At 37.4% G+C, this 13413-nt stretch carries 9 protein-coding genes; all 9 read left to right on the top strand.

Going from position 1 to position 13413, the window contains the following annotated elements:
- Nucleotides 1–2: 2 nt before the first annotated feature.
- The 9 genes from BUB28_RS04190 to BUB28_RS04150 all read left to right on the top strand — a co-directional run bounded on the left by BUB28_RS04190 (nucleotide 3) and on the right by BUB28_RS04150 (nucleotide 13403).
- Complete coding sequence (locus BUB28_RS04190) at nucleotides 3–200, top strand: hypothetical protein (protein WP_072949109.1); 198 nt, start codon at nucleotides 3–5, stop codon at nucleotides 198–200.
- Nucleotides 201–271: 71 nt separating this feature from the next.
- Complete coding sequence (locus BUB28_RS04185; RefSeq protein WP_072949106.1) at nucleotides 272–3412, top strand: ATP-binding protein; 3141 nt, start codon at nucleotides 272–274, stop codon at nucleotides 3410–3412.
- A gap of 130 nt (nucleotides 3413–3542) precedes the next feature.
- A complete protein-coding gene (locus BUB28_RS04180) occupies nucleotides 3543–4571 on the top strand; it encodes a transglutaminase domain-containing protein (protein WP_072949104.1) in 1029 nt (342 codons plus the stop codon).
- A gap of 11 nt (nucleotides 4572–4582) precedes the next feature.
- Entirely contained in the window at nucleotides 4583–5320 is a 738-nt protein-coding gene (locus BUB28_RS04175) for a hypothetical protein (protein ID WP_072949101.1), read from the top strand.
- 23 nt (nucleotides 5321–5343) lie between these two features.
- Nucleotides 5344–6006 carry an HNH endonuclease gene (locus BUB28_RS04170; RefSeq protein ID WP_072949099.1) on the top strand — a complete coding sequence of 221 codons (663 nt, stop codon included), beginning with the start codon at nucleotides 5344–5346 and terminating at the stop codon, nucleotides 6004–6006.
- A gap of 17 nt (nucleotides 6007–6023) precedes the next feature.
- Nucleotides 6024–6425: an SMI1/KNR4 family protein gene (locus BUB28_RS04165; RefSeq protein WP_072949097.1), complete on the top strand. Its 402-nt coding sequence runs from the start codon at nucleotides 6024–6026 to the stop codon at nucleotides 6423–6425.
- A 221-nt stretch (nucleotides 6426–6646) separates the two neighbouring features.
- Complete coding sequence (locus BUB28_RS04160; protein WP_072949095.1) at nucleotides 6647–9337, top strand: ATP-dependent helicase; 2691 nt, start codon at nucleotides 6647–6649, stop codon at nucleotides 9335–9337.
- A gap of 2 nt (nucleotides 9338–9339) precedes the next feature.
- Entirely contained in the window at nucleotides 9340–11169 is a 1830-nt protein-coding gene (locus BUB28_RS04155; RefSeq protein WP_072949093.1) for a site-specific DNA-methyltransferase, read from the top strand.
- Entirely contained in the window at nucleotides 11163–13403 is a 2241-nt protein-coding gene (locus BUB28_RS04150) for a DEAD/DEAH box helicase (RefSeq protein WP_072949091.1), read from the top strand. Before BUB28_RS04155 ends, BUB28_RS04150 begins: the two co-directional genes overlap by 7 nt.
- Nucleotides 13404–13413 lie beyond the last annotated feature (10 nt).

Below are 13413 nucleotides of genomic sequence, written 5' to 3'. Positions count from 1 at the left end.
CGATGGGAAAGTCATGGGAACTTACAGATGATCAAAAAAAGGAGATCGAACAACGATCGCGCGAAATCGCAGCTCAGTACGATCCCGAAACTGGTAAAAAGAAGAACGCTGTTGATAATGTCGATAACCCTGATGATGATGAAGTCGAGGGAATGGAAAATGGAAGACAACGTAAGATCGATGATGATAATATAAGGTGACAATTGATACAGGGGAAGTATAGCTTCATGCATCTTCCCCTTTGTTTCCATGAAAATCGGAGGTTAGATCAATGGCAAGCGAAGAAAAGAAAAATGAGTTGATGACTCGTGCTACCGAACTAATGAACAGCGGTATGGAGTTAGTAGATTTGTTTGTTAATAAGAACTACTTAATTGCGCTTGATAAGTGTGAACCTATCGCTCTTGATGCCTCTCAAAAATCTTTTTCATACCTTTCACTTTTTGAAATAACTAAGATAGTTTATGATCGAGATGAAAACATTAACGATAAGCTGGTAAGTGTTTATAGTGCCTTATCTAACTTTGGAAGTTCGGCTTTACTTGTTTTATTTAGCGATGAGACAGGTGTGAAATTTTACTTGGGAACGAGAGATACAAATCAACCTAATGTTGCGAAGGCTATATTACAAAAAAGTTTAAAAGGTAACTTTCCAGGTATTGAGATTAAAGAGCAAGTATCCAGTCAAATAGAGAGATTGCTAGAGAATCACATTCCTGATGTGTATTCAAATATGGCAGTCACATCGGTATCAATCGTTCCTAGTCCTAGAGATGATGATAAAGAGCATTTCATTCAAGGACTTGAAAAATTCATTGATTCCATGTCAGGAGAAAAATATACTGCTATTTTTATATCCTCACCTTTAAGCAAAACTGAGCTTGAAGCAAAGAAACGAGGATATGAAGAACTCTATTCTGCACTTTCTCAATATTCACAAGTTAATCTGACATTTGGAGAGAATGAAAGTGAAGCAATTGCTAAAGGTATCAGTGAAACATTCTCGACAGCTATAAATGAAGGGATTAGCGATACAACAGGTACGAATTCAGGTTCAAACAGGAATGTTACCAGATCGCACAATCACGGTAGCAGTTTCAATTTTTTTAGTGTTGGACATAATTCTGGAAGCGGAAAAGCGACCACAACAGGCACTTTTGAGGGAGAGAATCAATCCCATACTGACACGCAATCTAAAACTGATACTGAAGCTAAAGGCAAAACTGATACTACAACACAAACTAAAGGAACTACGTCTACTATCGCATTGACACGTCAAAACAAGACCGTCCAGGTTTTGCTATCCAAAATTGATGAACAACTGGAGAGAATAAAAAACTGCGAATCCTATGGATTGTGGGATAGTGCTTGCTATTTCATTGCTGATAATCAAGAAACATCTATTGTAGCTGCTAACACATTTAAAGCATTAGTTGCCGGAGAAAAAACATCTGTTGAGAATTCTTTTGTAAACCTTTGGGATAATGATTATTATAATTCTGAGCATAGTTTAACTGTAATGGACTATTTAAGATATGGGTTACATCCGAGGTTTCGGTATATCCCACAAAACGGGCAGAGCTTTTCAAGTCAAATTGTTACACCTGCAAGCCTAATTAGCGGTTTGGAACTGCCTGTACTCATGGGATTCCCTCACAAATCTGTAAATGGTGTAAGTTCAATTATATCTGCTGAGTTTGGAAGAAACGTTTTTACAAGTAATGGAAAGAAAAGTTATAAGAATATTGACTTAGGTTCTATCTATCATATGGGAGAGGTTTTCCCTAAAAATCGTGTTAGGCTTGATTTAGAAACACTCACCTCACACTGTTTTATTACGGGTTCAACAGGTTCAGGAAAATCAAATACAACGTATAAAATTATAGATGAACTTACAACAAGCAAAAACTCTGTAAAGTTTCTTGTAATAGAACCGGCTAAGGGAGAATACAAATTAGCTTTTGGGAGTATGCCAAACATTAATATTTTTACGACAAACCCTAAGTTTTTCAGTATGCTGAGTATAAACCCGTTTGAATTTAATGAACAGGTTCATGTATTAGAGCATTTAGATAGACTTATTGAAATATTTAGTGCTTGCTGGCCGCTTTATGCTGCTATGCCTGCCTTATTGAAAGCCTCTTTTGAGCAAGCTTATATCAGTCATGGCTGGGATTTAAATCACTCTATTTACATTGATAGAAAAAATGGTAAATTTCCAACATTTAAAGATATTGTTAGGATTTTGCCCGTACTATTAGATAAATCAGATTTTTCAGCTCAAACTAAAGGCGATTATGTTGGTTCTTTGGTTACAAGAGTTGAATCCTTAACAAATGGTTTGCTTGGGCAAATCTTTTCTGAGAAAGCAGTAGAAGATAAAGTTTTATTTGATGAGAATACTATTGTTGATCTTAGTAGAATAGGCTCTGCTGAAACGAAAGCTCTTTTGATGGGAGTATTAGTTCTGAAACTAAGTGAGTATCGGCAATCAACGTCAGTTGGAACAGACTTGCCTTTGAAACACGTTACAATTCTTGAAGAAGCACACAATCTGCTTAAGCGTACATCTACTGAACAAGGTCAGGAATCTGCTAATGTGCAGGGAAAATCTGTCGAGATGATAAGTAATTCTATTGCTGAAATGAGAACTTATGGTGAAGGATTCATCATTGTCGATCAATCTCCAAGTGCAGTTGACATTTCAGCAATTAAGAATACAAACACTAAAATTATAATGAGATTGCCTGAATTTTCAGATTGTGAAGCTGTTGGACATTCAATTGGATTAGCTGAGGATCAAATTCTGGAACTTAGCAAGCTAGACAAAGGCGTTGCGGCAATTTTTCAAAATAACTGGCTTGAAGCTGTTCTATGTAAAATTGATAAATGCAGTGATAGTTATAAATCAAAATCAATTACTGTTAACGATCGAAAGAACCAACTACAACTTATTGGCGATCTTCTGTCTGAGTTAATAACACAAGACGAAGCAAAAGACTTTAATATGTCGTGGTTCAGTACAATACTTAATGGTGCTAAAGTACCTGAGTATGTAAAGGAGCGGTGCCGTGCATTATTATTTGATTATCAACAAATCTGGAAAACTCCAGAAAAGAACATTGGCTTTTCAACCCTAATAGCAAAGTTACTTAATTGCGGAGACTTGATAAGAATCTTTGAAGATAAATTGCCGCCAACAATCAAGAAGAAGCAAGATATTGATAAGAAATATAGACAGATGTGCGATGAATGGGTGGATTGTATCTATGACAACCTAGATGCTTACGCTGAGTTTTTTGACAAGAAAACAAAAGATGTTTCATTTATGAGTGTGCTGCTCTATACAATCGCAACATCTAGTGGCAAAGAATCCGCACGATACAAACTTATTTTATATTGCATCACTTAATATATCAATTAAAGACATCATATTTGGAAAAGAAGGAAATGAAACAAAGGATACGGTTTGTTATTTTTGACTAAAAATCTTAGAAGTAATCGGTGGTTCATTCCTTTTCAATAGAAAGGAGTTGAAGTGTTTGAACAATTATAAAATTGGATATGAGCAATTAACTCCACCTGAAAAGAAAGCATATGGTATTTTTGAAAAGGCATTTTCTTCATGTGCAAAATCAGTAGATAGCAGTGCCATTAACAGAAGTGTTGATGTGATGAAAGTTCTTCAAGTCGCTTTAGGTGATAATCCACGCGTGATATACTTTAACAAGACTCAAATCAAAGTGTCAAGTAGTTTATTAGGCGGCAAACAGATTCACTTCTGTGGTACATATTCGTCAAGTCAAATCAGAAGAATGAATCAGGAGATTGATAAGGTAGTATCTTCGATTACAGAAGAATTATTATTGCTGAATCCATTGTCCGATTATGACAAGTTGATGTGTATATACGAGTATCTTCAAGATCATGTAGTATATGATTCAAAAGAACTCGAATATACTTGTAAACACGGCTCTAGTTTAAACCCTAAATCTCATAATGCCTATGGTGCTTTAGTTGAAAAGAGGGCTGTTTGTGATGGGATATCAGCAGCTTTCTCGCTATTAGCACAAGAAATGGGCTACTCTTGTACAATAGTAAGTGGTTCTGCTACTTTTATGACAAATGGTTTTTCTTCTCATGCGTGGAATCTTATTCGTGTAGGAGATAAGTATTATCATATTGATGCAACATGGGATATAAACCATTATCATCAGACAAATGAATATTCTTATGAGTATTTTTGCGTCAATGATGATTCAATTAATACTGATCACAATTGGGATATTAACACAACACCGGCTTGCAATTATGAAGATCTATCATTTTACATTAAAAGCGGCTGCTATGCAAATACTCTATCTCAGATTGATGAGATATTTACAAGATATGCCAAAAGCAAAACTCAGGTTGTTAGATTAAGAGTTTCAGATCGAATTGCTATCCCTGAGCCAAGCGATACATTTCTTGCCCAAAAGCTAATTGATATTAGTTCCCATTATAGAGGAGGTTCATCAATCCAATTCGGTTGGAATAAAGACACTCGATGCTTTTTTGCATTATATACATAGAGGGGTGGGTTATGCATTATTCATTATGTCCATTTTGTTTCAATGAGTTATTATCATCTATAGAATCAAATGCAGCGACTATATCGTGTTCACATTGCAAAAATAGTTTTTTACAAAAGTTGTGTATATCAGACAATGACATTATAATTCCGATCATCACTTCAGAATTAACAAAAGAACTAACAAAAGAACTGCTACAGTGTATTTTAAATTTGACAATTGGTTTTTCCGAATCTTCTAATAGCACGATTACAAAGATTGAACGTGTGAGTTTTCATTTGGATGAATATTCTCCTATTGTAAAACTTACTGACTCAAGAATCACATCAATTGGTGATTATAATACATCAGTAAGGTACAGATTTACTAAGAGGCGCTTTATAATAAACACTAGCTTTAATGTAATATTCGTTTTTGGTAGAGGTGATGGGTTATGGCGTGACGATTATTCCCCGTATAATTACCTCAAATATGCAAAGAAATTAATAATTGCGCCTAATAATAATAATAATATAAAGACGATTATTTCTTATTTTGCTCATTTATTTAAATCGCTGAATAATATCGTCGAATCCAAAAAGATTTATGTTCCTATAGCATTATTTAATGTATCTGATTTATCTGATAATTCTTTATTCATTATAGAAGCCGAATTAGGAAATTATACTATAATCCCTTATGTTAAAAATATTGAGGAGCAAAGAATTATAGACTATTCTTTACTGATAAAATGGATAACCGAACGTTAATAATCCGAAAGGAGTTGAATTGAATGAGTGAAATAAATGGTGGGGAAGTCAACGATACTAGTGAAGTTACCGAAGTGAATGAATCTAACGAAACAGAGGAAATTGATGAAGATTTTGAAAAGGAATTAGACGAAAAATATGAGAGCAAACTTAATGATCCTACAAGTTATGAACACAAATCCTCTGAAGTAAAACAAAACGGTGAAAAGAATAAGGTTGACAACCCGGAAAATTCCAAGTATAATGATAATGCTGAAACACAACCCGAAAGAATCAAATCCAGAAACGAAAGCCTTGAAGGACAAGAACACCCTGAAACTGGTGTGCCTTTTGAAAAAAGACAAGTTGAGGTGGACGGTAAACAGTACGAAGTTGTTGCTCCTAGATTTGAAAGTGCCTACGATGCTCAGTTACCAGAAGATAAACTGAAATCTACAGACAGAGAGCAGTTTAAGGAGTGCAATGCTCAACTTAAAGAAGCTGTTGAGAATGATCCTGAACTTCGTGAAAAGTTTGATGAAGAACAGTTGGAACAGATTGAAAACGGCGATACTCCTGACGGATACACATGGCACCATGATGTTGATGTCGGAAAAATGCAATTAGTTGATACTGAAACACACCAAAAAACCGCTCATACTGGAGGACGCGCTATTTGGGGTGGTGGTTCAGATAATAGATATTAGGAGGAGGTTATTTAGTTATGGAATGGAAATATGTTAAACAACTTTCATCTGAGGAGAATATTAACGATTTTGAATGTATGGTAAAGTACTGTTTTCCTGACGAATTCAGAAAGTGTGTTATTCAACATAATGGTGGTCGCCCAAGTTGCAAAGTATTTGATACCAACAAGACCAAGGAAAGAGAATTGAAATCATTTCTCTCTTTTAATAAAGAAGATAGAGAAACTGTATGGAAAATTCATGAATGGAATGCTGAGGAGTTATCAAACAGGTATATTGCCTTTGCAATTGATAATTATGGAAATCTGATTTGCTTTGATGCTAATAATGATAGCATTGTTTTCCTCAATCATGAAAATTTGGAGATAGAAATAATCGCTCCGAATTTTAATACTTTTATTGAAAATTTGTATGAATGATTTCCAATATCAAATTTGATTCCAGACCTGATTCAAGGTGAAAGCGGAGACCCATTTTGAGTTTCCGCTTTATTTTTATACAGATAAATAAATTAAAATCAAAAAAGGATATTTCACAAAAAAATTGTCTGATTTCAGTAAAATACTAACTTTTTACTTGAAATATATGTTATTTTGTGCTATAATGGAATATAAGTATATTCATAATCCGGAGGGACGCTATGCTAACTCAGAATTTATCTCAAAAACAAATTGATGCCGTAAACGCTATTGATGATGATGTCGAAATTATAGCGTGTGCTGGAGCTGGAAAAACAGGTGTCGTTACACGACGTATCATTAACATTCTTAAATCAAAGCCTGAAATATCTCCTGAGAATATCGTGGCTTTTACCTTCACCAAAAAAGCTGCGGAAGAACTGAAAAGCCGTATCTACACTATGGGACAAGCTGTTCTTGGCAATACACAGGGTTTTGCTAATATGTACATCGGTACAATTCACGGATTTTGCTTGAATATGCTCCAAGAATTTCTGCCTGAGTTCCAGCCTTTTTCCGTTCTTGACGAAATACACGCCAAACTTTTTGTAGAACGTTACTACACAGAAGTTGGTATGGAAGATATGGGGCTGCAAAAATATATTGAAACCAATCTTTTCGTGCAGGCTATGAGCCTACTTAATGAAAACTGGTTTGATGAGCATAAATGGGACGACAATGTACGCTCTGCATTTAAAAAGTATAAGAATAAGTTGTATTCGGAGAAGTATTTTGACTATTCACTTATTCTTCGTGAAATGGTAGAGCAGTTAGAGAGCAACATAATTTTTCGTGGTATTGTTGCCGATAAAGTGAAATATCTGACTGTTGACGAATATCAAGACACCAATCCTGTGCAGGAACGGTTAATTTCAATACTAAAGGAGTTGGGGGCTAACCTTTGTGTTGTTGGTGATGATGATCAAACAATCTATCAGTTCAGAGGTAGTGATTCTTCCAACATTCTGACATTCATGCAAAGATATAATGTGCAAAAGTATATTGTGCTTGATACAGACTACCGCAGTACCGAAGGAATTATAAGTGTTGCAAAAAATGTAATCACGAATAATTCAAACAGACTGCCGAAGGAAATGGAATCTGGTTGCAAAACTCCTTACGATGAAGGTGACGTAGTATTTAAGGAAGTTACCTTGCCTGAAGATGAGTATGAATTTATTGCAGAGAACATTGAAAAACTGCATAGCATAGGTGTGCCTTATTCTGAAATCGCAATACTACTTCGTAAGAGAAAAATAGGTGCAGAAATTGCCGATGTACTTGATAAACATGATATTCCTTTTATTATAGAGGGAATGAATGATCTTATGTATACCGCTGAATGTAGGGCTGCAAAGGGCATTTTTGATTATCTGAACGGCGAAATAGATATGATGACGCTGTATGAGTTGTGGCAAAATGTGGACTATCCGTTTACAAGGAACGACTTGGGTAATGCGATTCAAACTATTATGACGATAGACATCTCACAGATGAAGCATTTTACAGATTTAAACTTACAGCGTATTTATCAGGATTTTTTGAAAAATGCCGTTCTTGTGGAAGATGGTCGAAAAGAGACAGAGATGATACTCTATAATCTCGGCAAATTCAGTCAGGTGATCGGTGACTATGAGGTAATTAACTTCACCCGAAAACCTAAATCGAAGTTGGATAGCTTCTGTAAGTTCTTACACTATACCGCTGACGGAAACTATCCCGAAGGCTATCTTTCCAATGATTATATCAAGCCAGATGCGGTGTCAATAATGACTGTACACCAATCAAAAGGGCTTGAATACGCAGCGGTGTTCATTCCGGGGCTGAATAAGAATTACTTTCCGGCTCAAAAGGTCGGTGGAAAAAGTGTATGGCACGTTATTCACCGAGAATGGATAACTGGATCAAGCCGTTTTGACGGCGATTTGGAAGATGAACGCAAGCTGTTCTATGTGGCTGTTACAAGGGCAAAGAAATATCTGTTTATTTCAAGAGCGAAAGAGGCAAGAGATAAAACGGTATCGACATTCTTCTTGGAGGCTCAGTGTTCACCTTGTATGCTACCGTATGACAGTAATACAGTATATGATTCGGCACATTTACCTGATCTTCGTCATAACAAAATACCCTTGACGTTGAACTTTTCACTGTTGGAAGATTATTTTGACTGCCCTTATCGTTTCAAACTGACGGTGTTCTATGGATTTAATTCCCCACTTACTGAACTTATCGGCTACGGTAATGCACTTCATGCGGTCATACGCAATATAAATCTGGCAGCTATTGACGGCACGAAGATAACAGACAAGTTCATTGAAAAGACCTTTGAACAGGTGTTCCATTTGCCGTATGCGATAGAAGCACAGCGAGAAAGAATGCTGAAATCCGCAAAGGACTGCGTAAAACGGTACTTGGAACACAAGGACAGGCTTGGCGAAATACGTTTAGCTGAATCGCCAATAGAGATTGATCTCGGTGACGGCATCACGGTGAATGGTAGAATAGATATGGTGAAAGAAGTTGAGGAAGGCGGTCAGAAAAAGACTGTTATCGTTGACTTTAAGACCGCTAACAAGCGTGTGCTTGATGCTATAAATACCGAACAGCTAAAAATATACGCTCTCGGCTATCAGCATTTGACAGGACAAATAGCTGATTTTATGGAGATATACCACCTCAACTCAGAGAACAGTGCAAGAGAACCGATAACGGCAGAAACCGTTCAGGGAGTTGAGAACGAAATAAAGACGGCAGCCGATCACATACGTCGGAATGATCTGCCAAAGCGTTGTGGTGCGGAAAGCTGTGCAAAGTGCAGAATGGCTCATCTGTGCCTGAACAAATCGGAACGCAAAAAATATTTAGGAGGATAACTATGGCGAATTTATCACAGGAAAGGCGCGAGAAAATGCTTGCTTTTCTGGAAACGCTGAAAGAACAGCACTCTGACGATGAATCGCTGATTGCGCTCGGTGAGATAGAGCGTGAACTGAAAGCGAAGAAGTACGGTCTGGTGTGGGAAGAACATGAGGAAGAAGTGGACGTGAAAATGCGTACACATATTCCTGTGTTTACGGCAGATGATAGCAAAGAGATCAACGCCGACACGACCACTGAAAGATATAATTTTCTCCTGGAGGGTGACAACTTACATTCTTTGCAGTTATTGGAGAAAACACATAGAGGACAGATCGATGTTATCTACATAGATCCTCCGTATAATACTGGGGCTAATGATTTTGTTTATGATGATGAATATGTAGACACGATAGATGGTTTTAGGCATAGCAAGTGGATTTCATTTATGGCTCGTCGTTTACAAATAGCACAAAAGCTCCTGTCGAATCACGGTGTTATTTTCATAAGTATAGATGACAATGAAATGGCACAGCTAAAGCTACTATGTGACGATATTTTTGGTATGTCAAATTTTGTTGGAATGATACTTTGGAAAAAGAAAACTAATGGAAATAATATGGGGTGGCTACCACCTGTACATGATTATATCTTATGCTATGCCAAAAATATTGAGCAAATATACGATATGGGATTTGAGGTAACAGAAGAAGAACTATTGGCAAAATACTCCAATCCAGATAATGATCCGAGAGGACCGTGGACAACAACAGATTTATCTGCGAATCATGTTGGACCTTCTTTTCCAATAACCAATCCTAAAACTGGACAGGTTTTTAACCCTCCTGCTGGGAGATATTGGGTATTTAATGAGCAAGAAGTTCTTAGAAGAATTGAAGATGGAAGAATCATATTTGGTAAAAGTGGGGATGCACGTCCAGTACAAAGAGTTTTTGCAAAAGAAAGAGGAGTTTCTAAACGAAAAGCAGAATCGTGGTGGGATAAAACTGGTATGAACTCTGATGCAACTCAGGAGCTAAAAGACGTATTCAACCAAGCGAAAGTTTTTACACACCCTAAGCCTGTTCAATTGATAAAAGATTTAATACGCATTTCTTGTGATAAAAATGATAGTATCATACTTGATTTTTTTGCAGGGTCTGGCACTACCGCACAAGCGGTTCTTGAATTAAATCAGCAAGATGGCGGCAATCGCAAATTCATTTTGTGTACAAACAACGAGAATAATATTTGTGAAACATTGACATACCAGAGAATTAGGACTATTGCTACTGGTGTTCGTCGAGATGGCAGTACTTATTCCAGAGAAAAAGCCAATAAAGTTATTCTGTTAGAACGTAAGTTGAAAGTAACCGATTTAGGAAAGCAATCACTTCAAGACGAGATTACACAAATCAGAGAAGATAATAATGGTAAATATAGTAAGATTCAAACTGAGATAAAAGATGCCACCCTGTTTATTTATGGAATAAAAAAGAGTGGACCAGCAGAAGTAATCCCTACCAACCTTATGTATTTCCGCACCGATTTCGTTGATAAAGAATCCGATGAACTCTCGGACGAACTGCTTGCCCATATCCGTGAGATGATACAGCTCGAACACGGTATCAAGATAGATGACCGCAAGTATGTAGTAATTCTGACAGAGGAAGAAATGGACGAATTTGAGGAGAATATCGCTGATTATCCCGACTTAAAGGCAGTATTCATCAACTCCGATATTTTCCTGTCTGCAAAGCAGCAGAAAATGCTGAATGATGTGGACTCCTATATAATTCCTGACTATTATTTTGATTTTGAGCTGAGGGAGGCTGGCGAGATATGGTAAACGGCATAGAACAGTATGAATTTCAGGACGATTGTGCTGAGTTCCTCTACGACAAGACAACTGCGTCTGACACAAAACAGGTCGTGACCGTTAAAGCACCGACAGGAGCCGGCAAGACCGTCATTCTGATAAAGTATGTGGATCTGTTCTACAAGAATACAGACGGCAAGACTGCCTTCGTATGGCTTTGCCCCGGCAAGGGCAACCTTGAAGAACAGAGCATGGAGAAGATGCAGAATCTTGCTCCGCACATAGACGCACGTCCTCTTGCGACTTCCATGATGTTCGGTTTTGAGGAACGCAGCGTAACATTTATCAATTGGGAGATCGTTACCAAAAAGACAAACAACGTGCTGAAAAGCCGTGAAAAGGATAATCTCTTTGAGAAAATCGAAAAGGCTCACGCAGCAGGAATACGTTTTATCGTCATCATTGATGAGGAGCATTCAAACAATACTGCTAAGGCAAGTGCTATGATAGAAGCCTTTAAGCCGGAGCATATTATTCGTGTATCAGCAACCCCTGTTAAGGTTAAACACCAGGAGTTCTACGAAATACCTGAGAATGAAGTTATTGCTGCCGGACTGATTACAGAAGCTATTGTTGTTAATGAGGGCGTTACCGACTCAACACGCATTTCGGACGATTATAACGTATTACTTAAACTTGCAGATGAAAAACGAAAAGAGATACAGTTTGAGTATGAACAACAAATGGAACAAGGCGAATGTGATACGGAGATACGTCCGTTAGTTATCGTTCAATTTCCGGCTGGTCAACCTGAAACAATCAAGGCGGTTGAAGATAAACTTGCTGAGTTCGGTTACACCTACGATAACGGAATGGTAGCTATTTGGATGAGCGATCAGAAGCTCAACACAGAGAACATTACCGATATGAATGGTACTCCCGCATTCCTTCTTATGAAACAGGCTATCGCAACAGGTTGGGACTGTCCTCGTGCAAAGATACTCGTTAAACTGCGTGAGGGCGGTGATGAGAGCTTTCAGATACAGACTATTGGCAGAATACGCCGTATGCCTGAACGTAAGCACTATGTGTTCTGCTATACTCTTAATAACTGCTATATCTACACTCTCGACAGTACCTATAAGAATGACCTCTTATCTCAGCTCGATAAAGCATATCAGGTTAGAAGATTGTTTGTCAAGGATATTGTTCATGACTTCTCACTAACAAAAGAAATGCGCAACCTCGATGTAGATAGCGGTCTTGATGAAAAGGAACTGCTCAAAAAGATACATAAGCATTTTGTTGACAAGTATGGCATCACAACCAGAACGGTAGAAAATCAGCAGATATTGGAACGTAACGATTATAATTTCTCCCATGAAATTGATAGCCGTATACTTCATGGTGAATTTCACTCTACTGGAGAATTATCGAATGCTGCACCGTCAAAAACTATGGCGATCAAAACTACAATAAACACACATACGCATGGTATCTATTTACAGCACGTTGCAGATGAGATCAAGAAGATCACCACCATACCTACTGCCCGTGTAAAAAAGATACTTCGTCGCCTGTTTTTCAGATCGAAAAAACAGAAAAATTATCGTATCACTTCGCTCGACAATCAGGATTTCTATGCTTTCGTTATCAATAATGCAAGCCGATTAAAGCAGGAGTTCCGTGAAATAATGGCGGATTCTGAGGGCGTACAGTTGACATTTGGCGAGCTGGCAAAAACCTCAAAGTTTACTATTCCTGAATCAGACCTGTTCAAATTTGGTGTGGTTAAAGATGTAAAACTTATGAGCAAGAATGTATACAAGGACTACACCACAGAATTTGTATCGTCTGACACTCGAAAGAGCAAACCTGAACGTCTGTTTGAGCGCTATTGCGAGACTGCTGATTCTGTTGAGTGGATATACAAAAATGGTGATACAGGTCAAGACTACCTATCCATTGTTTATAAAGATAATTTAAACAAGCAGTGGCTTTTCTACCCCGATTACATCATTAAGCTGACAAATGGAGAGGTTTGGATCATTGAAGCAAAGGGTGGAGAACAGGACGGTCATACTAAAAACATTGATATGAAAGTTGAACAGAAATTTGCAGCATTAAAAGCCTATGCCGAACGGTATAAGGTAAACTGGGGCTTTGTTCGTGATATTGATGAGGATCTGTATTTCTGTAATACTGAGTATACAGAAGATATGTCAAGCGATAACTGGAAAATTTTGAGCAGTGTATTAAAATAATCATGAATAC

The sequence above is a fragment of the Ruminococcus flavefaciens genome (assembly GCF_900143025.1).
Lineage (GTDB): Bacteria > Bacillota > Clostridia > Oscillospirales > Ruminococcaceae > Ruminococcus > Ruminococcus flavefaciens_I.
This window is presented reverse-complemented; position numbering and strand designations above follow the sequence as displayed.

Bases quoted from the DNA above. Each gene is read 5' to 3' on its own strand.
- BUB28_RS04190 (WP_072949109.1), top strand. From the start codon at position 3: ATGGGAAAGTCATGGGAACTTACAGATGATCAAAAAAAGGAGATCGAA.
- BUB28_RS04185 (WP_072949106.1), top strand. From the start codon at position 272: ATGGCAAGCGAAGAAAAGAAAAATGAGTTGATGACTCGTGCTACCGAA.
- BUB28_RS04175 (WP_072949101.1), top strand. From the start codon at position 4,583: ATGCATTATTCATTATGTCCATTTTGTTTCAATGAGTTATTATCATCT.
- BUB28_RS04170 (WP_072949099.1), top strand. From the start codon at position 5,344: ATGAGTGAAATAAATGGTGGGGAAGTCAACGATACTAGTGAAGTTACC.
- BUB28_RS04165 (WP_072949097.1), top strand. From the start codon at position 6,024: ATGGAATGGAAATATGTTAAACAACTTTCATCTGAGGAGAATATTAAC.
- BUB28_RS04160 (WP_072949095.1), top strand. From the start codon at position 6,647: ATGCTAACTCAGAATTTATCTCAAAAACAAATTGATGCCGTAAACGCT.
- BUB28_RS04155 (WP_072949093.1), top strand. From the start codon at position 9,340: ATGGCGAATTTATCACAGGAAAGGCGCGAGAAAATGCTTGCTTTTCTG.
- BUB28_RS04150 (WP_072949091.1), top strand. From the start codon at position 11,163: ATGGTAAACGGCATAGAACAGTATGAATTTCAGGACGATTGTGCTGAG.